The organism is Bacillus sp. MZGC1 (assembly GCF_002998605.1).
Classification (GTDB): Bacteria; Bacillota; Bacilli; order Bacillales; family Bacillaceae; genus Bacillus.
In genome coordinates, this window is record NZ_PVRE01000001.1 from 16,082 (window position 1) to 42,412 (window position 26,331).

29 protein-coding genes are annotated in these 26,331 nt (G+C 42.1%); 22 read left to right on the plus strand and 7 right to left on the minus strand.

Features of this window, described 5'->3' with window-relative positions; translation table 11 throughout:
* Positions 1–7: 7 nt before the first annotated feature.
* The 5 genes from rsmG to C6Y06_RS00095 all read left to right on the plus strand — a co-directional run bounded on the left by rsmG (position 8) and on the right by C6Y06_RS00095 (position 4,497).
* Positions 8–727 (plus strand): 16S rRNA (guanine(527)-N(7))-methyltransferase RsmG, encoded by a 720-nt coding sequence (rsmG, locus tag C6Y06_RS00075; protein WP_106036335.1) that lies wholly within the window; start codon positions 8–10, stop codon positions 725–727.
* 105 nt (positions 728–832) lie between these two features.
* Complete coding sequence (noc, locus tag C6Y06_RS00080; RefSeq protein ID WP_034660661.1) at positions 833–1,708, plus strand: nucleoid occlusion protein; 876 nt, start codon at positions 833–835, stop codon at positions 1,706–1,708.
* A gap of 118 nt (positions 1,709–1,826) precedes the next feature.
* Positions 1,827–2,651, plus strand: coding sequence for an orthopoxovirus pf05708 family protein (locus C6Y06_RS00085; protein ID WP_106036336.1), 825 nt, complete (start codon positions 1,827–1,829; stop codon positions 2,649–2,651).
* 237 nt (positions 2,652–2,888) lie between these two features.
* Positions 2,889–3,650, plus strand: coding sequence for a sporulation initiation inhibitor protein Soj (gene soj / locus C6Y06_RS00090; RefSeq protein WP_034620351.1), 762 nt, complete (start codon positions 2,889–2,891; stop codon positions 3,648–3,650).
* Complete coding sequence (locus C6Y06_RS00095) at positions 3,643–4,497, plus strand: ParB/RepB/Spo0J family partition protein (RefSeq protein WP_060597705.1); 855 nt, start codon at positions 3,643–3,645, stop codon at positions 4,495–4,497. Before soj ends, C6Y06_RS00095 begins: the two co-directional genes overlap by 8 nt.
* Before the next feature lie 25 nt (positions 4,498–4,522).
* Here C6Y06_RS00095 and yyaC read toward each other — a convergent pair whose 3' ends face one another.
* On the minus strand, positions 4,523–5,149 hold the full coding sequence (yyaC, locus tag C6Y06_RS00100) for a spore protease YyaC (protein WP_003215235.1): 627 nt from the start codon (positions 5,147–5,149) through the stop codon (positions 4,523–4,525).
* 72 nt (positions 5,150–5,221) lie between these two features.
* Here yyaC and C6Y06_RS00105 point away from each other — a divergent pair, with 72 nt between their 5' ends.
* Positions 5,222–6,277 (plus strand): YkvI family membrane protein, encoded by a 1,056-nt coding sequence (locus tag C6Y06_RS00105; protein WP_080869565.1) that lies wholly within the window; start codon positions 5,222–5,224, stop codon positions 6,275–6,277.
* Between the two features lie 25 nt (positions 6,278–6,302).
* Here the strand turns inward: C6Y06_RS00105 and C6Y06_RS00110 are convergent, their stop codons facing one another.
* A complete protein-coding gene (locus C6Y06_RS00110; protein ID WP_060597704.1) occupies positions 6,303–6,713 on the minus strand; it encodes a hypothetical protein in 411 nt (136 codons plus the stop codon).
* A gap of 15 nt (positions 6,714–6,728) precedes the next feature.
* A complete protein-coding gene (locus C6Y06_RS00115; protein WP_106036337.1) occupies positions 6,729–8,048 on the minus strand; it encodes a hydrolase in 1,320 nt (439 codons plus the stop codon).
* A 294-nt stretch (positions 8,049–8,342) separates the two neighbouring features.
* Between C6Y06_RS00115 and C6Y06_RS00120 the strand changes: the two genes are divergently transcribed.
* From C6Y06_RS00120 to wrbA, 10 genes are all read left to right on the plus strand, one after another.
* The gene (locus C6Y06_RS00120) at positions 8,343–8,549 is read left to right on the plus strand and encodes a DUF951 domain-containing protein (protein WP_012011910.1); all 207 of its coding nucleotides are present in this window, start codon (positions 8,343–8,345) and stop codon (positions 8,547–8,549) included.
* Between the two features lie 216 nt (positions 8,550–8,765).
* Positions 8,766–9,866, plus strand: coding sequence for a redox-regulated ATPase YchF (gene ychF / locus C6Y06_RS00125; RefSeq protein WP_034660650.1), 1,101 nt, complete (start codon positions 8,766–8,768; stop codon positions 9,864–9,866).
* A gap of 108 nt (positions 9,867–9,974) precedes the next feature.
* Positions 9,975–10,262 (plus strand): 30S ribosomal protein S6, encoded by a 288-nt coding sequence (gene rpsF / locus C6Y06_RS00130; RefSeq protein WP_003215073.1) that lies wholly within the window; start codon positions 9,975–9,977, stop codon positions 10,260–10,262.
* A 36-nt stretch (positions 10,263–10,298) separates the two neighbouring features.
* Positions 10,299–10,844, plus strand: a complete 546-nt coding sequence (gene ssbA, locus C6Y06_RS00135) for a single-stranded DNA-binding protein SsbA (RefSeq protein ID WP_034660649.1) — start codon at positions 10,299–10,301, stop codon at positions 10,842–10,844.
* A 40-nt stretch (positions 10,845–10,884) separates the two neighbouring features.
* A complete protein-coding gene (gene rpsR, locus C6Y06_RS00140) occupies positions 10,885–11,124 on the plus strand; it encodes a 30S ribosomal protein S18 (RefSeq protein ID WP_008347556.1) in 240 nt (79 codons plus the stop codon).
* A 212-nt stretch (positions 11,125–11,336) separates the two neighbouring features.
* The gene (locus tag C6Y06_RS00145) at positions 11,337–12,302 is read left to right on the plus strand and encodes an ABC transporter ATP-binding protein (protein WP_060597702.1); all 966 of its coding nucleotides are present in this window, start codon (positions 11,337–11,339) and stop codon (positions 12,300–12,302) included.
* Positions 12,295–13,812, plus strand: a complete 1,518-nt coding sequence (locus tag C6Y06_RS00150) for an ABC transporter permease/substrate-binding protein (RefSeq protein WP_106036338.1) — start codon at positions 12,295–12,297, stop codon at positions 13,810–13,812. The genes C6Y06_RS00145 and C6Y06_RS00150 overlap by 8 nt, the downstream gene beginning before the upstream one ends.
* Before the next feature lie 191 nt (positions 13,813–14,003).
* Positions 14,004–14,975: a ring-cleaving dioxygenase gene (locus tag C6Y06_RS00155; protein ID WP_223251414.1), complete on the plus strand. Its 972-nt coding sequence runs from the start codon at positions 14,004–14,006 to the stop codon at positions 14,973–14,975.
* A complete protein-coding gene (locus C6Y06_RS00160) occupies positions 14,972–15,580 on the plus strand; it encodes an alpha/beta hydrolase (RefSeq protein ID WP_060597699.1) in 609 nt (202 codons plus the stop codon). Before C6Y06_RS00155 ends, C6Y06_RS00160 begins: the two co-directional genes overlap by 4 nt.
* Before the next feature lie 72 nt (positions 15,581–15,652).
* Entirely contained in the window at positions 15,653–16,267 is a 615-nt protein-coding gene (gene wrbA / locus C6Y06_RS00165) for an NAD(P)H:quinone oxidoreductase (protein ID WP_003215063.1), read from the plus strand.
* 48 nt (positions 16,268–16,315) lie between these two features.
* Here the strand turns inward: wrbA and katX are convergent, their stop codons facing one another.
* Positions 16,316–17,815 (minus strand): catalase KatX, encoded by a 1,500-nt coding sequence (katX, locus tag C6Y06_RS00170; RefSeq protein ID WP_231135476.1) that lies wholly within the window; start codon positions 17,813–17,815, stop codon positions 16,316–16,318.
* 194 nt (positions 17,816–18,009) lie between these two features.
* Here katX and C6Y06_RS00175 point away from each other — a divergent pair, with 194 nt between their 5' ends.
* From C6Y06_RS00175 to rsiV, 3 genes are all read left to right on the plus strand, one after another.
* Positions 18,010–18,666, plus strand: coding sequence for a hypothetical protein (locus tag C6Y06_RS00175; protein ID WP_106036340.1), 657 nt, complete (start codon positions 18,010–18,012; stop codon positions 18,664–18,666).
* 149 nt (positions 18,667–18,815) lie between these two features.
* A complete protein-coding gene (sigV, locus tag C6Y06_RS00180; protein WP_106031716.1) occupies positions 18,816–19,310 on the plus strand; it encodes an RNA polymerase sigma factor SigV in 495 nt (164 codons plus the stop codon).
* Positions 19,311–20,168 (plus strand): anti-sigma-V factor RsiV, encoded by an 858-nt coding sequence (gene rsiV, locus C6Y06_RS00185; RefSeq protein WP_106036341.1) that lies wholly within the window; start codon positions 19,311–19,313, stop codon positions 20,166–20,168.
* Between the two features lie 47 nt (positions 20,169–20,215).
* On the opposite strand, the gene C6Y06_RS00190 is transcribed toward rsiV, so the two are convergent.
* Positions 20,216–21,142: a manganese-dependent inorganic pyrophosphatase gene (locus C6Y06_RS00190; protein WP_106036342.1), complete on the minus strand. Its 927-nt coding sequence runs from the start codon at positions 21,140–21,142 to the stop codon at positions 20,216–20,218.
* Between the two features lie 302 nt (positions 21,143–21,444).
* Between C6Y06_RS00190 and C6Y06_RS00195 the strand changes: the two genes are divergently transcribed.
* Genes C6Y06_RS00195 through rplI form a run of 3 tightly spaced genes read left to right on the plus strand, consistent with a single transcriptional unit; the run spans position 21,445 to position 24,839 of the window.
* Positions 21,445–22,383, plus strand: a complete 939-nt coding sequence (locus C6Y06_RS00195) for a YybS family protein (RefSeq protein ID WP_142395339.1) — start codon at positions 21,445–21,447, stop codon at positions 22,381–22,383.
* 30 nt (positions 22,384–22,413) lie between these two features.
* Entirely contained in the window at positions 22,414–24,393 is a 1,980-nt protein-coding gene (locus C6Y06_RS00200) for a DHH family phosphoesterase (protein WP_060597693.1), read from the plus strand.
* Positions 24,390–24,839 (plus strand): 50S ribosomal protein L9, encoded by a 450-nt coding sequence (gene rplI, locus C6Y06_RS00205; protein ID WP_034323903.1) that lies wholly within the window; start codon positions 24,390–24,392, stop codon positions 24,837–24,839. The genes C6Y06_RS00200 and rplI overlap by 4 nt, the downstream gene beginning before the upstream one ends.
* 41 nt (positions 24,840–24,880) lie before the next feature.
* Here rplI and C6Y06_RS00210 read toward each other — a convergent pair whose 3' ends face one another.
* Positions 24,881–26,095, minus strand: a complete 1,215-nt coding sequence (locus C6Y06_RS00210; RefSeq protein WP_060597692.1) for a CynX/NimT family MFS transporter — start codon at positions 26,093–26,095, stop codon at positions 24,881–24,883.
* A gap of 22 nt (positions 26,096–26,117) precedes the next feature.
* Positions 26,118–26,264 carry a YycC family protein gene (locus tag C6Y06_RS00215; RefSeq protein ID WP_003214589.1) on the minus strand — a complete coding sequence of 49 codons (147 nt, stop codon included), beginning with the start codon at positions 26,262–26,264 and terminating at the stop codon, positions 26,118–26,120.
* Between the last annotated feature and the right edge of the window lie 67 nt (positions 26,265–26,331).

The following is a 26,331-nucleotide window of genomic DNA, read 5'->3' on the forward strand; positions in this document are numbered from 1 at the left end:
TGTCGGCATGAACATTGAACAATTTACAGCAGCACTAGAGGAGAAAGGGATGACTCTTTCTTCTGTGCAGCTTGAACAATTTGAAACTTACTTCCGCATGCTTGTAGAATGGAACGAGAAAATGAATTTAACGTCCATTACTGAAAAGGAAGAAGTGTATTTAAAGCATTTTTATGATTCAATTTCAGCAGCATTTTTTATTGATTTTCACAAAGTGACGACGATTTGCGATATTGGAGCTGGTGCTGGTTTCCCAAGCATTCCTCTTAAAATTTGCTTCCCTCATCTACATGTAACCATTGTTGATTCTCTTCAGAAACGAATTACGTTTCTCAATGAGTTAGCAAAAGGGTTAAACTTACAAGATACTACTTTTTATCATGATCGTGCGGAGACGTTTGGACAACGTAAGGAAAAGCGTGAAAGCTATGATCTTGTCACTGCTAGAGCGGTTGCGCGTTTATCCGTCTTGAGCGAACTATGTCTGCCCCTTGTAAAAAAGGAAGGATTGTTTGTTGCATTAAAAGCATCTGCCGCTGATGAAGAAATGCAAGCAGGGAAAAAAGCTGTTACTGTCCTCGGAGGAGAGGTTGTTGAAAAGCATTCCTTTGTTCTTCCTTTAGAAGAAAGCGAACGGAACATCATTGTCATTGAAAAGAAAAAGCAAACACCAAAAAAATATCCTAGAAAACCAGGAACACCTAATAAATCACCAATAGAAGGTTGATCATGTAAAAGGTCGGTTTTTCTTCAATATTTAAGATTTTACAGAAGGAAAAAACATGAGAAAATAGAATTATAAAAAGGTAGTTTTTAAAGGTGGTGTAGGTTCATGAAGCATTCACTCTCACGCTTCTTCGGGCTTGGTGACAAAGAACATCCTGAGCGTGAAACCGAAATAGAGGCAGAGATTGCTGAGCATGATACATTAAAGGAAGAGATACAGGAGCTCCCGGTCGACACAATTATGCCAAACCGTTTTCAGCCACGCACCATTTTTTCAGAAGAAAAGATACATGAGCTGGCCACGACGATTCATACCCATGGCATTATCCAACCTATTGTTGTCAGACCAACAGAAGAAGAAGGTAAATATGAACTGATCGCCGGCGAAAGACGTTGGAGAGCGGTACAGACTCTTCAATGGGAGAAAATCCCCGCTATTATAAAAGACTTTACTGATACGGAAACGGCATCTGTGGCATTGATTGAAAATTTGCAAAGGGAAGAGCTGTCTGCTATTGAAGAGGCTCATGCTTATGCACGTCTTTTAGAGCTTCATGATTTAACACAGGAGGCGCTTGCTCAGCGTTTAGGCAAGGGACAATCAACTGTTGCAAACAAATTAAGACTTTTAAAGTTGCCTGAAGAGGTACAACAGGCCATTTTAGAGAAAAAAATCTCTGAAAGGCATGCACGTTCACTTGTACCCCTAAAGCTTCCAGAATTACAAATCGCGCTATTGCAGGAAATCATCGAAAAGCAGCTGAATGTAAAACAGACTGAAGAGCGTGTAGTGAAAATGCTTGAACAAAAAACAGATCGCAAACCGAAGCCAAAACGTAAGGCGTTTAGTCGTGATACACGAATTGCGATGAATACCATTCGTCAGTCTCTCCATATGGTAGAAGACAGCGGGCTTAAAATAAATACCGAGGAAGAAGAGTTTGAGGAATATATCCAATTAACGATTCGGATTCCTAAATAGAAAAAAGCTGATGAGAGCCACTCGTCAGCTTTTTTTATTGGTTCCACATTATATTTACTTATTATTCATAAATTGGTAAAATGTGATTTTCATAGAAGAAAGGAGGTGACATGACTCGATGAAAATGAAAAAGACGACATTTGTTATTATTTGTTATTTACTATTTTCTTTTTCTCTTTTTACAAATGAAACAACCATATTTGCTGTGAATTCGCCAACGGCTCCTGCAGAAGAAAGCCCGCTGGCCAAAAAAGAACTGAACGTTCTGAAGAAACAAGGTGTTGTTTCTAAGGAGGTCACTTTACAGCAATTAAATCATGAGCATGAGTCTCAGGACGACACAATTGACTTGATTTCAGCTGAGGATGATTTGAAGGATTATGGCTTACAACAAAACAAGCAGGATGAGTTGGTAACGGATGAAAAGCCGCACACCATCAAGCACCTTTTAGGAAAGCCGTATCCTGGTACCGATATTATGCCTAAAAAAGGAGATATATTGGTGACAAGTACTGATGCTTTGAAGGGTATCGTTGGACATGCAGGTATCGTCATTAATGAGAAAAGCTTTGCTTCTATTCCAGGGTTTCGACAGCATCCTCAGCTTGATTCCATTCTTAACTGGTTTCGCTATAATGCCAATACAAAGGTAATTCGGATTAATCAAGAGGAAACAGCAGACCTGGCAGGGGAATGGGCGCACGATTATGTGAAAACTCATCCAAAGGCTCGATACTCCATCACCCTGTCAATTCAATCACTGGACCCGACTTATTGTTCAAAGATTGTGTGGCAGGCCTATGCCAAAACAGGTGACGCTTTGGGACATGCGACATATACCATTAAAACCCCCTACGGATTCTTAAAAAAGAGAAGCTATCATACAGTGACTCCTAAAGTCATTGTGAACGAAGGCCGTAAAATTGGTGGATTACATTTTTGACATGTGCCCCTCACTTTTGATGAAAGTGAGGGTTTTTTATGCTTGTCTTTTCCACCAAAAAGATATATCGATATATTTTTTAATCCGTTTTGGTTCGTCCTTTCATGTACGAAAATAGACATTTGCTGACGAATATATAATGGAGAAACAAAAAAAGCAAACGTTTCATACTTTTTTTGATAGAATAGGAAGTATGAATAAAATGAGAAACTTGTTAAGTTGAAAGTGGGTGACATCGTGGGGAAAATCATAGCGATTACCAACCAGAAGGGCGGCGTCGGGAAGACGACAACTTCTGTTAATTTGAGTGCGTGTTTAGCATACATAGGTAAACGAGTGTTGTTAGTTGATATTGATCCGCAGGGCAATGCCACGAGTGGTATTGGGATTGAGAAGGCCGACGTAGAGAAGTGTGTGTATGATATTTTAGTTGATGATGCAGATGTCCTTGATGTGATTAAGACGACAGAGGTCGAAAATCTTGATGTCATTCCTGCGACGATACAGCTTGCAGGGGCTGAAATAGAGCTTGTGCCTACGATTTCACGTGAAGTGAGATTGAAGAGAGCACTTGAATCTGTTAAGCAAAATTATGATTATATGATTATTGACTGCCCGCCATCACTCGGATTACTGACGATTAATGCGTTAACAGCATCCGATTCCGTTTTAATCCCGGTACAGTGTGAATATTATGCGCTTGAAGGATTGAGCCAATTGTTAAACACAGTTCGTCTCGTGCAGAAACATTTAAATACTGATCTTGCCATTGAAGGTGTCTTGCTGACAATGCTTGATGCACGAACAAATCTTGGGATTCAGGTCATCGAAGAAGTGAAGAAATACTTTAGAGATAAAGTCTATCAGACCGTGATTCCGCGAAATGTGAGACTGAGTGAAGCGCCTAGTCATGGGAAGCCGATTATCTTGTATGATCCACGTTCAAGAGGTGCAGATGTCTATTTAGACTTAGCAAAGGAAGTGGATGCGAATGGCTAAAGGTCTTGGAAAGGGTATTAATGCACTATTTAACCATGTAGACTCAAATGAAGAAACGGTCGAAGAAATCAAATTAAAGGATTTGCGTCCGAACCCTTATCAGCCAAGGAAAACGTTTGATGATGATGCATTGTCTGATCTCAAAGAATCAATTCAGCAGCACGGTGTTTTACAGCCGATCATTGTCCGTAAATCGATTAAAGGATATGACATTGTAGCAGGAGAGCGCCGTTTTCGTGCAGCGCAACAAGCTGGTCTGACAACAATTCCTGCGATCGTTAGAGAATTCTCAGAAACGCTGATGAGAGAGATTGCCCTTTTAGAAAACCTGCAGCGCGAGGATTTATCTCCATTAGAAGAAGCGGAAGCCTATGCTTCCTTGCTAGATCATCTAAGTGTGACGCAAGAGGAATTAGCGAAGCGATTAGGGAAGAGCAGACCGCATATTGCGAACCATCTCCGTCTTTTGACTTTACCGGATGAAGTACAAAAGCTGATTGCAGATGGAACATTATCGATGGGACATGGAAGAACATTGCTTAGCTTGAAAAACAAAAATAAGCTAGCGCCATTGGTAAAGAAAATCGTGGATGAGGGGTTAAACGTACGCCAGGTTGAGAAACTTGTTCAGCAGTTAAACGAAAATGTTCCACGTGAAACAAAGAAAAAAGAAGCACCAAAGGATCGAGTGTTGAAAGAAAGAGAGTCTTTCTTACAAAACTACTTTGGCACTTCAGTGACGATCAAGAAACAGAAGAAAAAAGGAAAAATTGAGATTGAATTTCTCTCCAACGAAGATTTAGAAAGAATCCTCGAATTGCTTTCTACGAGAGAATCATCAGAGTGACCATCTTGATACGAGATGGTCTTTTTTATATTCTCCCAGTGATATTTTGAATAGGAGCGAAAAGAGAACGGCTTTTTTCTCTTGTCCAATCCATTTGATCAATGTGAGATAGACTTTCAGAAAGTGTATTGGCCATAGACATGACAAGATGAAGACGTGTGTTTTGGAGAACGAAGTATTCCATAAAACCGCTCACATTGACGATTCCATTAATATGAATATCTCCTACCTCTGGCAGCTCCTTTTGTACACCCGCCCCAGGCTTTAACGGGCCATCTCCAATTTGGAAGGAGCCTACACTTTTCACTCTTCCTAAACAGGCATCAATCGCTACAATAAACGGATGTTTATGAGCTTGTTCAATTTCAGCGAGCTTTTCTTTTAAATTGACCGCATGAACTGGGTCAGAGAGCGTTCCATATACATGAAGCTTTTTCAAATCTAGACCTGAAAGTTTTGTACCAACAAGTGGACCTAGAGAGTCGCCTGTTGAGCGGTCTGTTCCAATACAAACGATGGCAACGGGTCTTTTTCCTGCTTTCTGAAGATGCGAGAATAAAATACTTTTAAGCTGTTGAATGGCGTTTGTATCCGTATGGGACACGTATTCTTTCACCCTATTTCTAAAAAAAAGACCGTTCTTGCTATTCATAGGTCTCACTTCCTTGTCATAGTAGTTAGTAACAGTATACGGAAACAAGCTTAATTCTATACCTATGAGGTGATGATTGTGTGGAAGGCTGGTTCAAGGTGGACGCTTTTAATTTTAGGAAGCTTAATAGGAGCGGGGTATGCTTCCGGCCAAGAAATTTGGCAGTTTTTTGGCATTGATAGCGGACTAGCCATTCTATTGTTTACATTGATGTTCATGCTGTCTACCTATGTGGTGTTGAAAATCAGTTATGAGGTACGTGCCGATCACTTTGTGCCAGTGCTAGAGCGGCTTGTCGGTCCATGGCTGGCTAAAGTGTATGACGTTTTAATTGTCCTTTATTTATTCACGACAACGACAGTCATGATTGCCGGTGGCGGGGTGACACTCGAGATGTATCATGTGCCATTTTGGATTGGCATCGGTGCATTTTGTCTGTTTTCATTTATGATTTTTTTCTGGGATGTGAAAGGGCTCTTATCTGTGAATGCTTTCATTATACCAATTTTGGTGGCGGGGCTCATCTATGCGTTTGTTTTTTATTATATGAACCATGATCATATGTGGCGGATTGATTTTGGGCAGCAGTACAATTGGCCTGCCAGCATTGTCTTTGCTTCTTTGAATATATTATCTGTTGTCGCAGTATTGTCTTCGGTTGGGAAAGAAATGAAGGGGCTTGGAGAGGCCAAAGTGGCGAGTATATTAAGCGGCCTGATTTTTGGGGTCATCTCGTACGTGTATAACGAAATACTGGTTGATATTTCTGGGAGCCTATCAGCAGAAGGCATTCCTTTGTTTACAGTATTAGAAGGAGCGCCGACATCATTGTTTGTGTTTATGACCGTTGTCCTTTGTCTAGCTATTTATACGACGACAGCGGCAGGTTTATTTGGTTTATCCAGCCGGATGCTCTCTTTTGTACCATTGCCTCGCTGGCTGGTTGTGCTCGTGATGCTTCTTTTGATGGCGCCTTTAACATCTCTTGGGTTTGCCGATTTGATTGCTTTCTTGTATCCGATATATAGTTTGCTGAATCTTTATTTGCTTGTCTGTTTAATGCTATATCCGATTTTAAGTAAAAAGATATTTTCCCGCTCTAAAAATTATATTGATAAAATAAAATAAGCACCTCTCTTTGTCAGAGCTGTGCTTATTTTATCCGAATAGAATCAATGGCGTCTTTGATATCATCATAGACTGGCATTTGCTTGAGACGCTGAAGTCGTTCCTCTAATTCTGAAATGGCTTGTCCCTTTAAATGCTGGGAGATGTGTTGTTTGACAATGGTCGTTTGGTTGATCATATCTTCGGTTTTAGACAATTGATACTCCAAGTGCACGCGAGTGTTTGCTAATTCGTCATGAAGCCGCATTTTGAGCAGCCGTTTTAGATCCTTTCGCTGTCCTTCTCTGCGTATGGCCTGAATTGCGGCCATTTCTTCGGGGGACTGCGTCTGTGTTTGCGGTGCCGATTGATTTTCAAATACAGACATGGAGCGGCGGGCACTCACATTTTGCAAGAAACGCTGGGCGTCACTAGGAGGTTTATTTTGATTGATCATGCGATGACTCCTTTCTTAATGAATACCCATTTGCATCGCAAGGCGTCTATCTGCCTTGGCGTAGTCATCACCCATTGTGTACATATGTCTTGAAAGGGTAGAAAGTTCTTGTTCGTAATCTCTCAGGGTGTACAAGGCATTCAGCTGTTTTTCGTGTGAATAAAAGGAGGAATGATGTTGTTCCATCCTCACTTCCTCTACTAGTGCTTCCACATCACTAGGACTTAGTAAATCATAGTGACCAAAGCCGACGAGTCCTTTGAGCTCCTGTTTTACATGCTGGACGGCGTCTTTTACACTTTCATCGATCCCATCGATTTTCTCAAATATAGTGTGTACTTCATGTTCAATCACGCTTTGGAGATCGTAGGATGAATTTTTCAGTAAATGGGATTTTATGATAATTTCAAGGCCGCTTTGTGCATATGCACGTCCAGAATGGATTTCTTGCAACAGCAGGGCTGTAAAACTTGTATTATGATCAAGCTGTTCATCTAAAATACGGGCAGACCCATCTGTGTGGAATGAATACCCATTTACTTTGTAACTCCCAGAAATAAGAGCTAAAAAAGCATTTGTATCAAAGGATTCGTTCCATTCTATATTCATAGACGCAAAAGCTGATTTTAAAAAGGTGTCAATTTCTCTTTTCTTGTATTTAACGGGTTCTTGGATGGCGTCTTGCTGCCGTGGCGGTACAGTATACTTGACTTGACCAACCCCATGATCATGACGATTGAGTAAACCTACATAATGACTAGGTTGAATATATTCAGTCAATATCCGTGTGTATTGACCTTGCTGCGCTTTCTGCTGAATCGCAGGCGACAGACTGCTCCATATATTTGGGCTATCAAAGGTGACGGCTTTTTTGACAGCTGGCTGTTCTGTTGCAACATAAGCACAAACAGCACCGGCAAGGGCTTGTCCAGTGAGATAGATACCTGCATTTGGATGCTGCTGACAGACTTGCTCTATGTATTCCTTTCCTTTAAAAAAGACATGATCTTGATTGCCATCAAGGGACTTCCTTTCAATGGGATAGGCATAATCCGTTTTAAGCAATGACTGTGCCGCGGTGTGTACATCTTGTGGCGAGGTCACCGGCATTTGATTTGGCTGCGGACAGTGAAAAGCGACGATGAACTCGTCTGATTGTTCCGGCTGCATCGTTAAACCATATAATTGATGATCGACCTTGAGAAAATCATGGACAGTGAGCGTTTGCTGACCTATTTCTATCGTATGGTGCTGCTGGTAATTGTCTATGTTTCCAGCATGATCGGATATGATTTTATATTCTTTATCAGTTAATCTATCCTTTCGATTGACCATCGTACCTGCTCCCTCACATAACATTTATGCAGATATCATAAATCAAAAAATATGGAAAAACCACAGCGTTCTACCAATAAAAACCTTTTGACCTACAGTGTTTGTGACAATATTGAAAAAAAGCGGAGTTTAAGTAACTATTGGTCACAAATAAAATGATCTAAAAGAAGGGTTTTTTCTATAAAAAAGAATAGGATGAATGATTGAAAGAGGTTCTTTGTTTTGTACATTGCTCTTCATCGCCGTTTTTTTGTACAATAGATTCAATGAAGTGAGCAAGAGAGGTGAAGGCTGATGGCAGACAAAGCGTTTGGGTTACATGATGTCGTTGAAATGAAGAAACCCCATCCATGTGGTGTCAATCGGTGGAAAGTTATTCGATTGGGCATGGATATTCGCATTAAATGTGAAGGCTGCGGGCACAGCGTGATGATCCCAAGAAGAGACTTTGAACGAAAAATGAAGAAAATTCTCGTCAAGCATGAGGAGCCAACTGCTTAAGTAGGCCTCATGCTTTTTTGATGAAATTCGTCTTTTGTATAGAAGAAGCAGGTGTGAATTCGCGTTTTAAAGCACTGATTTATCCTTTTTGGCAATGTTTCTTCTATTGATAATGCATAACGGTTAGCTTGTCTTTTCATGTAAACCTACTTATAATTGCTCTAGGTTCATATTACGCAGTATAACGAGCACGTTTGATATAGAGGAGATGAAAGAATGGCTTTAACAGCTGGTATTGTTGGCTTACCTAACGTCGGGAAGTCAACGCTATTTAATGCAATTACACAGGCTGGAGCGGAGTCTGCTAACTATCCGTTTTGTACCATTGATCCAAACGTCGGAATTGTAGAAGTTCCAGACGAGCGTTTGCAAAAACTAACAGAATTGGTGCAGCCGAAAAAGACAGTTCCGACTGCTTTTGAATTCACTGATATTGCCGGTATTGTCAAAGGGGCTTCTAAAGGTGAAGGTTTAGGGAATAAATTCCTTTCTCACATTCGTCAAGTAGATGCGATCTGTCACGTGGTGAGAGCTTTTGCAGATGATAACATCACACACGTATCAGGTAAGGTTGACCCTGTGTCAGATATCGAAACCATTAATTTAGAATTAATTTTGGCTGATTTAGAAACAGTTGAAAAGCGTTTGGCTCGTGTGAGTAAGCTTGCAAAACAAAAGGATAAGGAAGCGGTAGCTGAATTTGATATTTTGTCGAAGCTAATGGACGCATTTGAAGCTGGGAAATCGGCAAGATCTGTAGAATTTACAGATGAGCAGCAGAAGCTTGTGAAACAGCTTCATTTACTCACATCTAAACCAGTTCTTTATGTAGCAAATGTGAGTGAGGATGAAGTAGCGGATCATGACGGTAACGAATATGTGCAGCAAATCCGTGAGTTTGCTTCTGGTGAAAATGCTGAAGTCATCGTCGTTTGTGCGAAGATCGAGTCTGAAATTGCAGAGCTTGAAGGAGAAGAGAAGCAGATGTTCCTTGAAGAGCTTGGCATCAAAGAGTCAGGTCTAGATCAGCTGATTCAAGCATCTTATTCACTTCTTGGTTTAGCTACTTATTTCACAGCAGGTGAGCAGGAAGTACGCGCTTGGACGTTTAAAAAAGGAATGAAGGCACCGGAATGTGCTGGAATCATTCATACGGACTTTGAACGTGGGTTTATTCGTGCTGAAACGGTTGCATATGAAGATTTACTTGCTGGTGGAAGCATGTCTGCTGCAAAAGAGGCTGGAAAAGTCCGTCTAGAAGGTAAAGAATATGTAGTGAAAGATGGAGACGTCATTCATTTCCGTTTTAATGTATAGGTTCTTGTCATAGGCCAAGTAATTTGTTATAATATACAATTGTGAGTAATATAATTTATTGCTCCTTGCCCGTTTAGGGCCGCTTAGACCAAAAGGAGGTGCAATCAGATGAGAAAGTACGAAGTTATGTACATCATCCGCCCAACAGTTGACGATGAGGCTAAAAAAGCAGTTATCGAGCGTTTCAATAACGTGTTAACTTCTAACGGTGCGGAGATCACTGGAACAAAGGATTGGGGTAAACGTCGTCTTGCATACGAAATCAACGATTTCCGTGAAGGCTTCTACCAAATCGTAAACGTTCAATCTGACGCTGCAGCAGTTCAAGAATTTGACCGCTTAGCTAAGATCAGTGACGATATCATTCGCCACATTGTTGTTAAAGAAGAAGTATAAATCATTGAAATATATATTTAAAGGTGGTCTTTCAATATGCTAAACCGTGTTGTATTGGTCGGAAGACTAACAAAAGACCCTGAGCTTCGCTACACGCCTAATGGTGCGGCTGTAGCCACGTTTACTCTAGCTGTGAATCGTACGTTTACGAATCAATCTGGAGAGCGTGAAGCCGATTTCATTAACTGTGTTACTTGGAGAAGACAAGCCGAGAACGTGGCTAATTTCTTAAAAAAAGGAAGTCTTGCCGGTGTAGACGGTCGTTTGCAGACAAGAAACTATGAAAATCAGCAAGGACAGCGTGTCTTCGTGACAGAGGTTCAAGCTGAAAGTGTTCAATTTCTTGAGCCTAAGAGCGGCGGTGCTGGTTCAGGTGGATACAGCGGCGGTGGCAATAGCGGAGGCCAGTATTATGGCGGTAGCCAAAACGATCAGAATCCATTCGGAAATGAACCAAATCAAAATCCATATGGCAATCAGAGCAACCAACAAAATCGTAATCAGGGAAATAGCTTCAATGATGACCCATTCGCGAATGATGGTAAACCGATTGACATCTCCGATGATGATTTGCCATTCTAATTGATCTGAAAAATTGACTAAAGGAAAGGTGTGAAAACAAATGGCAGGTGGACGCAGAGGCGGTCGTGCGAAACGTCGTAAGGTATGTTTCTTTACTTCTAACGGTATCACGCACATCGATTACAAAGATGTTGATCTTCTTAGAAAGTTTGTTTCTGAGCGTGGTAAAATTTTACCTCGTCGTGTAACAGGAACTAGCGCTAAGTATCAACGTAAATTGACATTAGCGATTAAAAAATCACGTCAAATGGCATTACTTCCATACGTTACTGGTGAGTAAGTCGTTGACTTAAAAGCGGAGAGCCTCGAGCTCTTCGCTTTTTTTATTTGTTTCACTAAGAATCTCATCCGAATTGGCTAGAGCTGTTTTTGGCGGGCATCCTAGGGGAAGTATGTAAAAGAGAGAGAAAGTGACAGTTTGTTCTATACAAATACGGGGTCAATCTGTCATATTGATAGTCTAGAAAATAATTGCAGTCAGGGCGTGGGAAGATGATTGAATTTAAGAAGGTATCGATGCAATTTTCTGATGAGCGCTATGCCGTTCAATCGGTTGATTTAGAGATTCAGAAAGGTGAATTTTTTGTATTTATTGGACCTAGTGGAAGCGGGAAAACGACGACATTGAAAATGATCAATCGTCTCATTTCTTCTACAGAAGGTGAGATTTACATAAAGGGTCAAAAAATAAATGATTATGATATGTATGAGCTGCGCTGGGAAATTGGGTATGTTCTGCAGCAAATTGCTCTTTTTCCTCATATGACCATTGAAGAAAATATCGCCGTGGTGCCAGAGCTCAAACAGTGGAGCCGGAAAAAGACCAATAAGCGGGTGGATGAATTGATGCAGATGGTTGGGCTTGATCCTGCTATGTATCGACTTCGAAAGCCATCAGAGCTATCTGGTGGACAGCAGCAGCGTGTCGGTGTGGCACGTGCACTTGCAGCTGATCCTGAGATTGTCCTGATGGACGAACCCTTTAGTGCGTTAGATCCACTAACGAGGGAGAAATTGCAGGATGATCTGCTTGATTTGCAGCGCCGTATTCAAAAGACCATTGTCTTCGTGACGCATGATATGCAAGAAGCGATGAGGCTTGGTGATCGAATTTGTATCATGAAGGAAGGGGAAGTGGTGCAGATTGGTCGTCCAGAGGAATTGGTTCAACACCCAGTCAATGCTTTTGTTCGGGAGTTTGTTTCAGGGGCTGCTCGCCATGTGGGACATCAAGCGTTTGAGCTAGAGGCCATGGCTAGACCAATGGCTCATGAGTCTCTTTTAGGCTATGAAGTGATCACAGCACATGCCACGCTGGATGAGGTCTTATCCCAATTGGCAAAGCATGAGGAATTGGCTGTAGAAAAGGACGGGGAGCGAATTGGACTAGTGAATCGTCAAGCGGTGATTCAGTTTTTAGCTGATTCTCCTAGAGAGAGGGGCGAGTCACATGAATGATTGGATCAGTGTGTTATTGGACCGAAAAGAACAATTGGGACACGCCTTACTTGAGCATATTCAAATTTCGTTTATTGCTTTATTTTTAGCCATTTTGATTGCCATTCCATTAGGTATCTATTTAACGAGGGTGCCAAAGCTTGCAGAGTGGGTGATTGGGGTGACGGCGGTTTTGCAAACAATTCCGTCGCTCGCGCTGCTTGGCTTGTTGATTCCTCTCGTTGGGATTGGACAAGTGCCTGCCATTATTGCGCTTGTCGTCTATGCCTTACTCCCTATTTTAAGAAATACATATACAGGCATTCAGGAGGTCGACCCTTCCCTGAGAGAAGCGGCGCTTGCCATGGGAATGAATCACCGCAAACGGTTATTAAAGGTGGAGCTGCCTTTGGCCATGCCAGTAATCATGGCAGGTATCAGAACCGGGATGGTTCTCATTGTGGGAACTGCCACTCTTGCCGCACTGATCGGAGCTGGGGGGTTAGGAAGTCTGATTTTGCTGGGAATTGATCGAAATGATATGTCGCTCATTGTCATTGGGGCTATACCAGCTGCCTTACTCGCACTCTTATTTGATGTGGTGCTGCGCACTTTTGAGAAAATCTCTTTTAAAAAGACTGTGATCTCTGTGACGGTTTTTGCTGTGATTGCAGGAGCAGTTGTCGCGGGCCCATTACTGTTTCAACAAGAAAAGAAAGAAATCACCATCGGTGGAAAGTTAGGATCAGAGCCTGAAATCCTGATCTCGATGTATAAGCTTTTAATTGAACAGGATACGGATATTCAAGTCAATCTTAAGCCTGGTCTTGGCAAGACGTCCTTTGTTTTTCAAGCTTTACGGTCTGGTGATATTGATATTTATCCTGAGTTTACCGGTACTGCGATTTCTGAGTTCCTCAAACAAACAGCGAAAAGCACAGATAAAGAAAAAGTGTATGAGCAAGCGAGGCGTGGTTTGGAATCATCCTTTCAGCTCCGCCTTCTTGAGCCGATGGCTTACAACAATACGTATGCTTTAGCCGTGCCTCAGTCGCTGGCTGATCAATATGATGTATCCAATATTTCAGATCTAGGCAAGATCAAGAATCGCATAAAGGCTGGATTCACCTTAGAATTTTCTGATCGACAGGATGGGTATCTAGGTATTCAAAAGACCTATCAATTTTCCTTTGACGATGTGGTGACGATGGAACCGAAGCTTCGGTATCGAGCGATTCAAAAAGGAGATATCAATTTAGTCGATGCGTATTCGACAGACAGTGAATTGAGGGAATACAAATTAAAGGTGCTTGATGATGATCAGCATGTTTTCCCGCCATATCAAGGAGCACCGCTGCTAAGACAGGAGACATTAACTGAGTTCCCTGAGATCAAGACCTCTCTCAATAAGCTTGGTGGTCAAATCACAGATGATGAGATGAGAGAAATGAATTATGAAGTAAATGTGAGAGGTAAGGATGCATTTCAGGTTGCGAAAGCCTATTTAAAAAAGAAAAAATTACTGCAATAATCAAGGAAGAGCAGGTCTGTTATGTAAAAAGCAGACCTGCTTTTTTAAAAGGGAAAACAAAAACCGTTGACATTTATTTAAAAACATCATATCCTTAATTCGAGATAAATATATTTTTTTGATTTAATATCTCGAATTCGAGATAATATAAAGACGTCAGTAAAGACATAATGAATAGAGGCTTGTACTTCATGATTAGGAGGTCATTAGAATTGAAGAAAACAGAAGGAATTCACCATATCACAGCAATTGTAGGGCATCCTCAGGAGAACGTTGATTTTTATGCAGGTATTTTAGGACTTCGTCTCGTGAAGAAGACCGTTAATTTTGATGATCCAGGTACGTACCATTTATATTTTGGAAATGAAGGAGGATCTCCGGGGACGATTATCACGTTTTTCCCTTGGCCAGGTGCTCAAAAGGGACAAATTGGCGCTGGCCAAGTGGGCGTGACGACATATGTTGTACCGCCAGGCGCTTTCTCTTTCTGGAAGGAACGTCTTGAGCAGTTTGATATTACTTATGAAATGGTTGAACGCTTTGATGAAGCCTTTCTCTCATTTGAAGATCCACACGGCTTGTTGATTGAGCTAGTAGAACGAGCGGAGGGAAAACAAAATGAGTGGACATTTAACGGGGTCACACCAGATGTCGCGATAAAAGGATTTGGCGGAGCTGTTTTGTTAACATCACAGCCGGAGCAAACGATGCAGCTGCTAGAACAAACAATGGGTTTTGAACGAGTTGGAGCAGAAGAGGACTATGTGAGATTCCGTTCGTTTGGTGAGATAGGCAATGTGATTGATGTGAACAAGACACCTGTTGCACGCGGACGTATGGGTGTTGGGGTTGTGCATCATATTGCATGGAGAGCGACAGATGATCAGGATCAATTAGATTGGCAAAGACATATTGCGCAAAGCGGGTATCAAGTGACACCTGTGCAAGATCGAAATTACTTCAATGCTATTTATTTTAGAGAGCTTGGCGGCATATTATTTGAAATTGCGACTGATCCTCCAGGGTTTGCACACGATGAATCAGTGGAAACAATGGGTGAAGCATTGAAACTGCCACCGCAATATGAGGCGCAGCGCAGTCAGATTGAACAAATTGTGCTGCCAATAGAAGTGAGAGAGATTAAAGGGAAGGGAGATTCATGATGAAGCATCTTTTTCGAAAAGGAAAGAATGAACAAAGACCTGTTTTGTTATTACTGCATGGTACTGGCGGGACGGAAGAAGATTTATTGCCGCTTGCCGATTTAGTAGATGCTGACGCATCCGTTCTTAGTGTGAGAGGAAATGTGTTGGAAAACGGTATGCCGCGCTTTTTCAGGCGTTTGGCAGAGGGTGTATTTGATGAGCAGGATTTAATTGAGCGTACAGAGGAACTATATACATTTATCGGAGAAGCAGCAGATGAATATGGGTTCGATCGTCACAATGTGGTGGCTATCGGATATTCTAATGGGGCAAACATTGCTGGAAGTCTTTTATTCCATTACGAGGATGCGTTAAAAGGAGCTATCCTGCATCATCCAATGGTCCCAAGACGCGGGGTTTCATTGCCTTCATTAGCGGGGAAACAAGTCTTTATCGCAGCTGGTGAAAATGACCCAATGTGCCGTCCAGAGGAATCACAGGAGCTCGAGCAATTGCTGCAAGGCGCAGGCGCTTCAGTTACGCTTCATTGGGAAAATCGCGGACATCAGCTAACAAGAGAAGAAGTCGATGCTGCGGCATTATGGTATCGTCGTCAATTTTAATGAAGGTGGGGAATACAGGTGGGATTTTTACAGAAGCTTTTTGGGCAAACCAAACAAAAGGAGATGGAACAAATGGAAAACGTAAAATTAGCGATTATTTATTATAGTTCAACAGGTACAAACTATCAGATGGCAAAATGGGCTGAAGCTGGAGCGAAAGAAGCTGGCGCAGAAGTGAAGGTATTAAAGGTTGCTGAATTGGCACCAGAAGCAGTTGTAGCATCAAATCCAGCATGGAAAGCACATTTAGACGAAACAAAGGATGTTCCAGAGGTTCAATTAAGTGATTTAGAGTGGGCAGATGCTATCATCTTTAGCATGCCAACACGTTTTGGTAACCTACCGGCTCAAATGAAGCAATTCTTAGACACAACTGGCGGCTTATGGTTCCAAGGGAAATTAGCAAACAAAGCAGTGAGTGCGATGACCTCTGCACAAAACCCAAATGGCGGGCAGGAACAGACCATTCTTAGCCTTTACACAACGATGTTCCACTGGGGAGCGATTATTGCCGCTCCTGGATACACAGATGACTCGTTATACGGTGCAGGGGGCAACCCTTATGGCGTGAGTGTCACTGTTGACCAAAACGGAAAGATCCAAGAGGATGCAGAAGCTGCTGCAAAACATCAAGCAAAACGTACAGTCAATGTAGCAGAATGGATCAAAAAGGGTCAAAACGCTTAATCGATGAATACAAAAAGAATGCAGCCTAGGCGCTGCATTCTTTTTTATTTAATAAGGATCTGATGGTGTGCTGTTGTTAATCGCTTCGTCCACAGCTTGTGCGGCGCCTGTAGAGCCTATAGGTCCGCTTGGCTGTTCTTGTTTGAAGGCTTTTAAGCCATCAGCGACACGCTTTCCGTAATCAGGGTCAGCCTTTGTAAAGTTTTCGATCATTTGCTCTTGAATGTCTTTTTGACAGGTCGCAAGGGTGTTGACTAAGTTCTTAATCAGTTCCTCACGTTCCCAATCATTGAAACGGCGATACGTTTCTCCGGCTTGGCCAAAGTTGTTCGGGCGGTCAATGGCTTCTCGTTTGACGTCACCCTCTACAAAAGGCGTATGATCTTTTCCATCCTGCTTGGCTTCTTTTAATCCGCCGAGGATCGATGGTTCATAATTCACATGAGGGTTTTGCTCTTTGCCTTGATCGACATGGTATTCCATTTGCCCATCTCTTTGATTCGTGGCCACATGCTTTTTCGGTGCATTGATCGGCAGCTGTAAATAGTTTGGCCCCACACGATATCGCTGCGTGTCAGAATAGGAGAAGGTGCGCCCTTGAAGCAACTTATCATCTGAGAAATCCAAACCGTCTACGAGAACGCCAGTCCCAAAGGCGACCTGCTCGACTTCTGCGAAATAATTTTCTGGATTTTTGTTTAACACCATTCGTCCAATCGGTTTCCATGGATAGTCATTCTTGTACCAAAGCTTTGTCGGATCAAGCGGGTCAAAGTCAAGGTGAGGATGGGCATCATCTTCCATGATCTGCGCATATACCTCCCATTCAGGATGATCTCCTTGCTCAATGGCTTCATACAAATCCTGTGTGGCATGATTAAAGTTTTCTCCTTGAATCGCTTGAGCTTGTTCTTGCGTCAGGTTGCGAATGCCTTGCTTCGGTTCAAAGTGATATTTGACCAGCACTGCTTTTCCTTCATGGTTCACCCATTTGTAGGCATGGACACCTGAGCCTTGCATGTGCCGATAGGTTGCTGGGATGCCCCATGGTGAAAAGAGAAATGTCACCATATGCGTCGCTTCAGGTGATTGCGAGACGAAGTCAAAAATACGCTCGCCGTCTTGACGGTTGGTGACAGGATCAGGCTTAAAGGCATGAACCAAATCAGGGAATTTCAAAGCATCTCGGATAAAGAAAATTTTGAGGTTGTTCCCCACGAGATCCCAGTTGCCTTCTTCTGTATAAAATTTAATCGCAAATCCTCTAGGGTCACGCAATGTTTCTGGTGAATGACCGCCGTGAATCACAGAAGAAAAACGAACGAAAACAGGTGTCTTTTTTCCTTTTTCCTGAAATAATTTTGCCCTTGTATAAGTGGAAATGGGTTCGTCACCGAATGTGCCATAGGCTTCAAAATAACCGTGAGCTCCGGCCCCGCGCGCATGGACGACACGTTCAGGAATGCGTTCACGATCAAAATGACTAATTTTCTCTAGGAAATCGTAGTTTTCAAGCGTAGTTGGTCCTCTATTCCCAACGGTTCTCATATTTTGATTGTCTGTTACGGGATGACCTTGCCGATTGGTTAAAGTGTCTTCTGACTCTGAAGATGGTTTAGGGTGTTGTTCTTCTTTCAATTAAATCCCTCCTTCAATATCTCCCTAACAATATGGTCATCATGCTCCCTATTTCATACAAGGATTGATATAATGATTGAAAACTTTCACGAGGAGCGAACCTGATGATTCGATTACACTGCCTTCACGCCCATCCGTCCAATCAGTCATATATAGAAGATGTTTTTGGCGATACCGATATTGCGCTTTATCACACGGTCGATTCATCATTTATAGAACGCGCTACACAAGATCCCACTTTTGATCAACACAAGCAGCAAGCCTATGTCATCAACAAACTGATGCAAGAAGATGAAGCCGATCTCATTCTGCTCACGTGTACACAATACATTGCCGCTTTGGGTAATCAGCAGCATCTTTTTAAACAACCGATTGTTCCGATCGATGAACCGTTGTTTGAGCTGATTTGTCAGGGAAAAGGGCCTCTTCAACTTGTGTTTTCAAACCCGGATACAGTGGAAGGGACGATGAAGCGGCTTAAATCATATGCAAAAGAGCACGGCAAACAGATTGATGCAGAAGTTATGGTGATGGAGGATTTCTTTCACCTTTGCCTAAATGGTGATATGCAGGCTTATGAGGAGCAAATCAAAAAGCAACTTAGAAGATGTATGAAAAAAAGCGGAGATATTTGCGTGATGCAGCTATCGATGGTTCATGCGGCACAGCAGATGGAAGAGGAGACAGGCGTTCCGATCATTCATCCGCTTTCTCCACTTAAACAGTTTGTCCATCAAACAATATCTGCTTTGAAAGAGTGAACCTGTCTGGTTCGCTCTTTTTGTATAGAAACGGAAATGGGATGACATGTTAAAAAAATAACCGAGCGCAAACTATTTTCAAAAGGTGCGCGTCTATCCATTGTAAGAAATAACCGATGCGCATTTAAGATAAAGGAGCTCTTTGTAAAATGAAGAAACGAAAGATTGAGGATCAATTTGCTGATTACGTAATGGAGCATAAACACAGTTTTTATCGATTGTCCTATAGTTATGTCAAAAACCCAGAGGATGCGATGGATGTCGTTCAAGAGGCGATTCATAAAGCACTCAAATCTGTTCACCGATTAGAGGATGCAACTAAGATGCATAGCTGGTTTTATAAAATCGTGGTGAACGCTGCCCTAGACTTTTTACGAAAGAAGAAGCGGGTGAAAGTGACAGATGATGACACACTCGAATTCTTGTCAAAGGGTGAGTCAGATGTCTATGAGGATCAAGATGTCAGACGAGCCATAGAGGATTTGCCTGAGATGTACCGGGTTATCATCATTTTGAGATTCTTTGAAGATTTAAAATTAGAGGACATCGCCCATATTCTCGAAGAAAACGAAAACACCATCAAAACAAGATTATATAAGGCGTTGCGGCTTTTAAAAGTAGAATTATCGCAGGAGGAAATATAAATGGATAAGCATTTGGAACAGTTAAAAGAGGAATATTTAGAAATCCCTATTCCACCGGAATATGATGCTATGGTTGAACGGACATTGAAACGAAAAAACAAAAAACCTCATTTTCAGCAATGGACCATCGGACTTGTTGCTGCGGCTGCTCTATTTGTCACGACTGTTAATGTCAGTCCACAGGCGGCAAGAGCCATTTCAGAGGTGCCTGTCATTGGCGAGCTGGTGAAAGTCGTGACATTCACAGAATTTAAAAAGAGTGATCAAGGAACGAATATTGACCTTAAAACACCACACGTTTCAGGGCTTGGGGACGGAAAATTACAAGACAGCCTGAATCAAAAATATTTAGCTGAAAACAAAAAGCTGTATCAAGATTTTGAAAAGGAAACAAAGGGTTATAAAAATGGTCATTTAAGTGTAGAGAGCGGATATGAAGTGAGAACGAACAATGACCAAATTCTCTCGTTAGGTCGATACAAGGTGACGACTCAAGCTTCTGCGGCAGAGGAAATGACATATGATACGGTGGATAAGAAAAATCATGTACTGATTACATTACCAAGTTTGTTTAAAGATGATCGGTATATAGATGTCATTAGTGAAAATATTAAAGATCAAATGAAGAAACAGATGAAAGAGGATTCAAATAAGATTTACTGGATTGGCAAGCAAGATATGGCGGATCCATTTAAGAAAATTAAGCCGGATCAAAGCTTCTATATCAATTCAAAAGGCAAACTGGTGATTTCCTTTAATGAATATGATGTGGCACCTGGTTACATGGGTGTAGTTGAATTCACGATTCCAACAAGTGTGCTAAAGGATATTCTTGTCAGCGATATGTACATTCATTAAAAGAAGAAAAAAGACTGCTGAACATGTCAGCAGTCTTGTTGTGTTGATTAAGAAAGTGCGTCTGTTAGTGCAGGTACCACTTGTTTCTTTCTTGATACAACACCTTTTAGTAAAGCGGTGTTGTTTTCAAGTGTGACATTAAATGCTTTTTCTACTTTTTCAGCTTCGGTACCGAGTGCAAGAGCAAGGGAGTCATTTTCTAGGATGTCTGTGATCACAAGAACGAAGAGATCAAGACCTTTCGCTGCGATGACTTCATTGATTTTCGCTTCAATGTCAGCCTGTCTTGCTGTTACTTCCGCGATATCTACTGTATTAACTTGCGCAATTTCCACTTTGCTATTGCCTAGTGCAAATTCTTTTGCATCAATTGTAATTAATTCTTGAACCGTTTTTTGGCTTAGGTCAGCGCCAGCTTTCAGCATGTCTAGGCCGTAAACTTCTGGATCTACCCCTGCAATTTCAGCTAGCTCATGCGCAGCATCAATGTCTTGCTGTGTGCATGTTGGGGATTTGAATAGCAAGGAATCAGAAATGATTGCAGATAAAAGCAAACCAGCGATTTCTTTTTCAATCTTCACTTGGTTCTCTTTGTACATTTTGTTTAAGATTGTTGCTGTACAGCCAACAGGCTCAGCGCGATAGTAAAGAGGTTCACTTGTTTCAAAGTTGGCAATACGGTGATGATCAATAACCTCAGTCACTTGTACTTGATCAATATCGCTTACACTTTGTTGGAATTCGTTATGATCGACAAGAATGACTTGCTTTGATTCGTTTGCAGCCGTTTCAATGAAACGAGGTGCTTCTTGTTTAAAGAAATCTAATGCGTATTGTGTTTCTCCATTGATTTCTCCAAGTCTGACCGCTTCTGCCTGAACGCCGATTTTGTTTTTCAGATCAGCGTAAGCGATAGCAGAGCAAATCGTGTCTGTGTCAGGGTTTTTGTGTCCGAATACGAGTGTTTTTCCCATGTGAATTCTCCTTCTTACATTTATTGATGATGTTTCTATTCTAACAGCTTTTGACCTTGAATTCAGGGTTTATAGCTAAGAATAATCTAAAAAATTGTAACATGCTGATTGAAAAGTTGCATGTACGAATCTATATTGGTGTTCCACGTGAAACGCTCCTAAGATAGCCTGCATTTTACTTGCGATTTGCCGCTATGGTAAAATAAAGGTTGGGGTAAGACATGGTGTAGCTTACATCGTACGTATACATAGAAGGACACATTGAGCAAGATATAGAAAAAGGATTGGATAGAGGTGAAGGTGTGAAACAAACAAAAGCGTTAGTAGAGGGCGCTATCATGATCAGTATTTTTTCTGTCATGATGCTGTTTTATTTGTATGTGCCGCTATTATCCATTATTTTCTTTCTAGCTGCTCCGATACCGATTATCCTCTATACAATCAGGCACGGCTTGAAAAAAGGAATTGCTGCTGGCGCTATTGGGATAGTGATCAGCTTTTTAATTGGGTCTCTTGCTGGACTCATGAGTGCGCCAATTCTGATTGCTGCCGGATTAGGCATGGGTGTTTTCTACAGCAGAAGGCAGCCTGGGAATGCCATCATTACAGGTGCGCTGATCTATTTATTCAGTTTTCTTATCTCCTTTATTGTCAGTGTTCAGCTTTTTCAAGTCGATATCATGGGTATCGCGAAAGAGTCGGTTGAACAAATGATTCCGATGTTAGAGAGTGTCTTAAAGCAATCCGGCGCTTCTGAGCAGAACATTGCGAAGCAGCTGAAGCAGTTCAGAGAGATGCAGGATGCTGCATTGAGTGCTTTGCCTGTAGCGCTGTTAATTGGTGTCACATTGCTGGCGTTCGTGAATCACTGGTTCGTGCAGCCTCTGATCAAACGGTTTGTCAAAGACATGCCGGTCTTGAAGAAATTTAAGGATATGCGGCTGCCAAAAAGCATGGTATGGTATTATTTACTCACACTGCTTTTGATGCTGATTCGGACGGAAAAAGGCAGCTTTTTATGGCTTGTTCAAACGAGTGCTTTTCAAATTTTATTAATACTGGTGCTTATTCAGGGATTTTCTTTTATCTTCTATTATTGCCACGAAAAAAGCATCTCAAAAGCGGTGCCCATTTTCGCTATCGTGTTAGGGGTTCTCTATCCGCCAGTCGGTGTGATTGTGCGTATTATAGGGATTGCTGACATAGGCTTTGATTTAAGAGAGAAAGTAAAAAACAAATAATTCACTCTGAATGTTGAGGAGTTGATATCAGTGCCAAGCTTCTATAGAAAACCTGTCATCAAGTATCCGATCATCGCTTTGATTGTCCTTGCGGTGGTCACAGTCCTCCTCAACCTTTATTATAATTGGATCATAGGAGCGGTTGGTCTTTTCGTTCTTGCAGGTGTGCTCTACTTCTTAAAGTGGGCAGATACGCAAGTGCAAAAAGAGATTGATTCATATATTTCAACATTATCCTATCGAGTCAAAAAGGTTGGAGAAGAAGCATTAATGGAAATGCCAATTGGTATTATGCTGTTTAATGACCAGTATTATATCGAATGGACAAATCCATTTCTCGCTTCGTGCTTTCATGAAAGCACGCTTGTCGGCAGATCTTTGTATGATACATTCGAGTCCGTTGTGCCTCTTATTAAACAAGAGGTCGAGACAGAAAATGTGACGCTGAATGATCGGAAATTCAAAGTCATTATTAAACGGTCAGAGCGCCTTTTATATTTCTTTGATGTCACGGAACAGGTGCAGATTGAAAGACAGTACGAAAATGAACGAACGGTGTTATCTTATATCTTTTTAGACAATTACGATGATGTCACGCAGGGTCTTGATGATCAGGTGCGCAGCACCATTAATAGTGAAGTGACGTCGCTGTTAAACAATTGGGCACAAGAATATGGCATTTTCCTGAAGCGAATTTCGTCTGAACGATTTATGGCGGTTCTAAATGAGAGCATCTTAGCAGAGCTGGAAGCGTCGAAGTTCTCCATTTTAGACGAGGTCCGTGAGAAAACAGGGGCGCATAGTGCGACGCTTACTCTGAGTATCGGGATTGGAGCGTCCGTTCCTTCTTTAAAAGAGCTTGGGGCACTTGCGCAGTCGAGTCTTGATCTTGCCCTCGGACGAGGCGGGGATCAGGTAGCCATTAAGCAGCCAAATGGAAAAGTGAAATTCTACGGCGGGAAAACGAATCCAATGGAGAAACGGACACGTGTACGCGCACGAGTCATTTCTCATGCTTTAAAAGAAATTGTATCTGAAAGCGGAAATGTCATGATCATGGGGCATAAGTTCCCAGACATGGACTCGATCGGTGCATCAATTGGAATTTTAAAGGTCGCCCAGGCCAATGGGAAAGAAGGCTATATTGTCATTGATGCCAACCAGATTGGTGACAGTGTTCAACGCTTGATTAGTGAGATTAAGAATTATGAAGATCTTTGGTCACGTTTTATCACCCCAGAGGAAGCCATGGAGCTTGCAGAGGATGATACATTGCTTGTGGTCGTGGATACACATAAACCGTCTCTCGTCATGGAAGAACGACTGCTCAATAAGATTGAAAATGTCGTGGTCATTGACCATCATAGACGCGGCGAAGAGTTTATCCGTGATCCATTACTTGTCTATATGGAGCCGTATGCTTCATCCACAGCAGAGCTTGTGACAGAGCTTTTAGAGTATCAGCCGAAGAAATTGCGTATTAACATGATTGAAGCTACTGCGCTTCTCGCAGGGATCATCGTGGATACGAAGAGTTTCTCGCTGAGAACGGGATCAAGAACGTTTGATGCAGCATCCTATCTTCGTGCGAAGGGGGCAGATCCTGTCCTTGTGCAAAAATTCCTAAAAGAGACAGTTGATCATTACATCAAACGGGCAAAACTCATTCAACATACAGATTTGTATCAAAATCAGGTGGCGATTGCTTCATTGCCGTCAGACAGCTCGGAGTATTATGATCAAATTACGATTGCCCAGACGGCTGATTCTCTGTTGTCAATGAGTGAGGTAGAAGCGTCATTTGCTGTCGCTAGACGAGATGACAACACGGTGTGCATTAGTGCGAGATCATTAGGAGATATCAACGTCCAAATTATCATGGAAGCGTTAGATGGCGGCGGTCATTTGACTAACGCTGCCACCCAAATGTATGGTATAACCATTGAAGAAGCGGTAGAGCAGTTAAAAGCTGCCATTGATGAATATTTCGAAGGAGGGGTTCAAAGATGAAAGTCATCTTTCTAAAAGACGTAAAAGGCAAAGGGAAAAAAGGCGAAGTCAAGAATGTAGCTGACGGATACGCTCACAACTTTCTCATCAAACAAGGGTTAGCGGTTGAAGCAAATCCAACGAACCTAAGCGCATTGGAAGGGCAGAAAAACAAAGAGAAAAAGAATGCCATCCAAGAGCTTGAACAAGCGAAGCAACTAAAAGAGACACTTGAGGCGTTAACAGTGGAGCTCACTGCAAAATCAGGTGAAGGCGGTCGTCTGTTTGGATCGATTACAAGCAAACAAATCGCTGATAAATTACAAAAAGATCATCAAATCAAACTCGATAAGCGCAAAATCGAGCTGAATGACGCCATCCGTGCATTAGGTTACACAAATGTACCGGTGAAGCTTCATCCAGAGGTACAAGCAACGTTAAAGGTTCATGTGACAGAACAAGCATAAAGCAGAAAAGAACCCGTCTCACGAGGAGGCGGGTTCTTTTTTTATGATGGATCTGAAATATAGACGCTTCGTCCGGCTCGCATACCGGATAAAAACATGAAAAATAGGATGATGATAAAGATGATAATGGATGGCGTCCATGTATGTGTGAGATCAAAAAGGATACCGATCATGAACGGACCAACGGCGGCTAATAAATAACCGAGAGACTGCGCCATTCCGGAAAGGGCAGCGGCTTGCTCCATATTGGTCGTTCGTAACCCGATAAATGTGAGCGCCAGACTGATGCTGGCACCTTGTCCAATACCGATCAATAAAACAGAGATCACGAGAATAGGCGACGATCCTCCGAGAAGAAGTCCGATCATGCCGAGTAAATACACAAGGACAAGTCCGAAGACAAGCGGTCTTTGTGTTTTTAATTTTTCTGCAAAAACAGGCGTTAAAAAGGTGGATGGCAGTCCAGCAAACTGCATAATGGACAGCATCCAGCCGGCTGTCGACAGGTTCATTCCATGTGATGTTAAAATATCGGGAAACCAGGCGATGCTGCTATAGAAAAGGAATGACTGCAACCCCATAAAAAAGGTCACCTGCCATGCGACACGTGAACGCCATATTGGCTGCTCTGTGAGCGAAATGCTTTTGACGGCCGCTGTGTTCTGATGAAGAAGCTGTGGCGCCCAGACCATCATCGCGAGAAGAGCAAGGCCAGCCCATACGAGGAATGATGTATTCCAGCCGCCAGGCATCGTATGACTGAGTGGAACACTGACACCTGATGCAAGTGCCGCAAAGACGGACATCGAGGTCGTATAAACGCTCGTCATCAATCCAGCATGTGCAGGAAATTTATGCTTCACGAGCCCCGGTAAGAGCACATTACATATTGCAATCCCGACACCGACAAGCGCGGTTCCCATCATTAAGAAGATGATCGTGCCAAACGAGCGAATCACAATCCCAAATAAAAGGACAGCAAGCCCAAGCCAAAGGGTTCGTTCATTGCCAAGACGTTTTCCGATTTTAGGTGCAATTGGAGAAAGCAATGCGAATGAGAGCAGTGGTAATGTTGTGAGAAAACCCGCAAGTCCATTTGAAAGCTGTAAATCGGAACGAATGGCGCCGATGAGAGGCCCCACGGACGTAATGGCAGGCCGCAGATTAAATGCAATGAGTAAAATCCCAGCAATCAGCAGGATGGTTTGTCCTTTACTGCGAGGATGTAATGTTGATTGTTCTAGATGTTGTTCCATGAATGTAAACTCCTTTATTTCTTTAAGAAGAACGATCTTTCTTCTGTTCAAGTTCTGCTAGTTTAGCGATTAAGATATGCTGCGGCATGTGCATGATTTGTTCAATGGGTACATTGAGTGATGCCGCAAGTTTTTGTGCTGTATCGGCTGAGATTTGTAAAGGTCTCATGAGCAAATCCCTCCTCTTTCAATCTATACGTTCCAATATAACATATCGGCTTTGTGCCATGCTGATA

Excerpts from the sequence above, each read along its gene's own strand:
- C6Y06_RS00190 (WP_106036342.1), bottom strand. The coding sequence starts at position 21,142 with ATGGGAAAAACACTCGTATTCGGACACAAAAACCCTGACACAGACACG.
- C6Y06_RS00085 (WP_106036336.1), top strand. The coding sequence starts at position 1,827 with ATGAAAATGAAAAAGACGACATTTGTTATTATTTGTTATTTACTATTT.
- C6Y06_RS00105 (WP_080869565.1), top strand. The coding sequence starts at position 5,222 with ATGATTGTGTGGAAGGCTGGTTCAAGGTGGACGCTTTTAATTTTAGGA.
- sigV (WP_106031716.1), top strand. The coding sequence starts at position 18,816 with ATGAAGAAACGAAAGATTGAGGATCAATTTGCTGATTACGTAATGGAG.
- ychF (WP_034660650.1), top strand. The coding sequence starts at position 8,766 with ATGGCTTTAACAGCTGGTATTGTTGGCTTACCTAACGTCGGGAAGTCA.
- C6Y06_RS00175 (WP_106036340.1), top strand. The coding sequence starts at position 18,010 with ATGATTCGATTACACTGCCTTCACGCCCATCCGTCCAATCAGTCATAT.
- noc (WP_034660661.1), top strand. The coding sequence starts at position 833 with ATGAAGCATTCACTCTCACGCTTCTTCGGGCTTGGTGACAAAGAACAT.
- C6Y06_RS00120 (WP_012011910.1), top strand. The coding sequence starts at position 8,343 with ATGGCAGACAAAGCGTTTGGGTTACATGATGTCGTTGAAATGAAGAAA.
- katX (WP_231135476.1), bottom strand. The coding sequence starts at position 17,815 with ATGAGAACCGTTGGGAATAGAGGACCAACTACGCTTGAAAACTACGAT.
- C6Y06_RS00095 (WP_060597705.1), top strand. The coding sequence starts at position 3,643 with ATGGCTAAAGGTCTTGGAAAGGGTATTAATGCACTATTTAACCATGTA.
- C6Y06_RS00155 (WP_223251414.1), top strand. The coding sequence starts at position 14,004 with ATGATTAGGAGGTCATTAGAATTGAAGAAAACAGAAGGAATTCACCAT.
- C6Y06_RS00115 (WP_106036337.1), bottom strand. The coding sequence starts at position 8,048 with ATGGTCAATCGAAAGGATAGATTAACTGATAAAGAATATAAAATCATA.
- ssbA (WP_034660649.1), top strand. The coding sequence starts at position 10,299 with ATGCTAAACCGTGTTGTATTGGTCGGAAGACTAACAAAAGACCCTGAG.
- C6Y06_RS00145 (WP_060597702.1), top strand. The coding sequence starts at position 11,337 with ATGATTGAATTTAAGAAGGTATCGATGCAATTTTCTGATGAGCGCTAT.
- C6Y06_RS00110 (WP_060597704.1), bottom strand. The coding sequence starts at position 6,713 with ATGATCAATCAAAATAAACCTCCTAGTGACGCCCAGCGTTTCTTGCAA.
- C6Y06_RS00150 (WP_106036338.1), top strand. The coding sequence starts at position 12,295 with ATGAATGATTGGATCAGTGTGTTATTGGACCGAAAAGAACAATTGGGA.
- wrbA (WP_003215063.1), top strand. The coding sequence starts at position 15,653 with ATGGAAAACGTAAAATTAGCGATTATTTATTATAGTTCAACAGGTACA.
- rpsR (WP_008347556.1), top strand. The coding sequence starts at position 10,885 with ATGGCAGGTGGACGCAGAGGCGGTCGTGCGAAACGTCGTAAGGTATGT.
- C6Y06_RS00215 (WP_003214589.1), bottom strand. The coding sequence starts at position 26,264 with ATGAGACCTTTACAAATCTCAGCCGATACAGCACAAAAACTTGCGGCA.
- rsmG (WP_106036335.1), top strand. The coding sequence starts at position 8 with ATGAACATTGAACAATTTACAGCAGCACTAGAGGAGAAAGGGATGACT.
- rsiV (WP_106036341.1), top strand. The coding sequence starts at position 19,311 with ATGGATAAGCATTTGGAACAGTTAAAAGAGGAATATTTAGAAATCCCT.
- C6Y06_RS00160 (WP_060597699.1), top strand. The coding sequence starts at position 14,972 with ATGATGAAGCATCTTTTTCGAAAAGGAAAGAATGAACAAAGACCTGTT.
- yyaC (WP_003215235.1), bottom strand. The coding sequence starts at position 5,149 with ATGAATAGCAAGAACGGTCTTTTTTTTAGAAATAGGGTGAAAGAATAC.
- rpsF (WP_003215073.1), top strand. The coding sequence starts at position 9,975 with ATGAGAAAGTACGAAGTTATGTACATCATCCGCCCAACAGTTGACGAT.
- rplI (WP_034323903.1), top strand. The coding sequence starts at position 24,390 with ATGAAAGTCATCTTTCTAAAAGACGTAAAAGGCAAAGGGAAAAAAGGC.
- C6Y06_RS00210 (WP_060597692.1), bottom strand. The coding sequence starts at position 26,095 with ATGGAACAACATCTAGAACAATCAACATTACATCCTCGCAGTAAAGGA.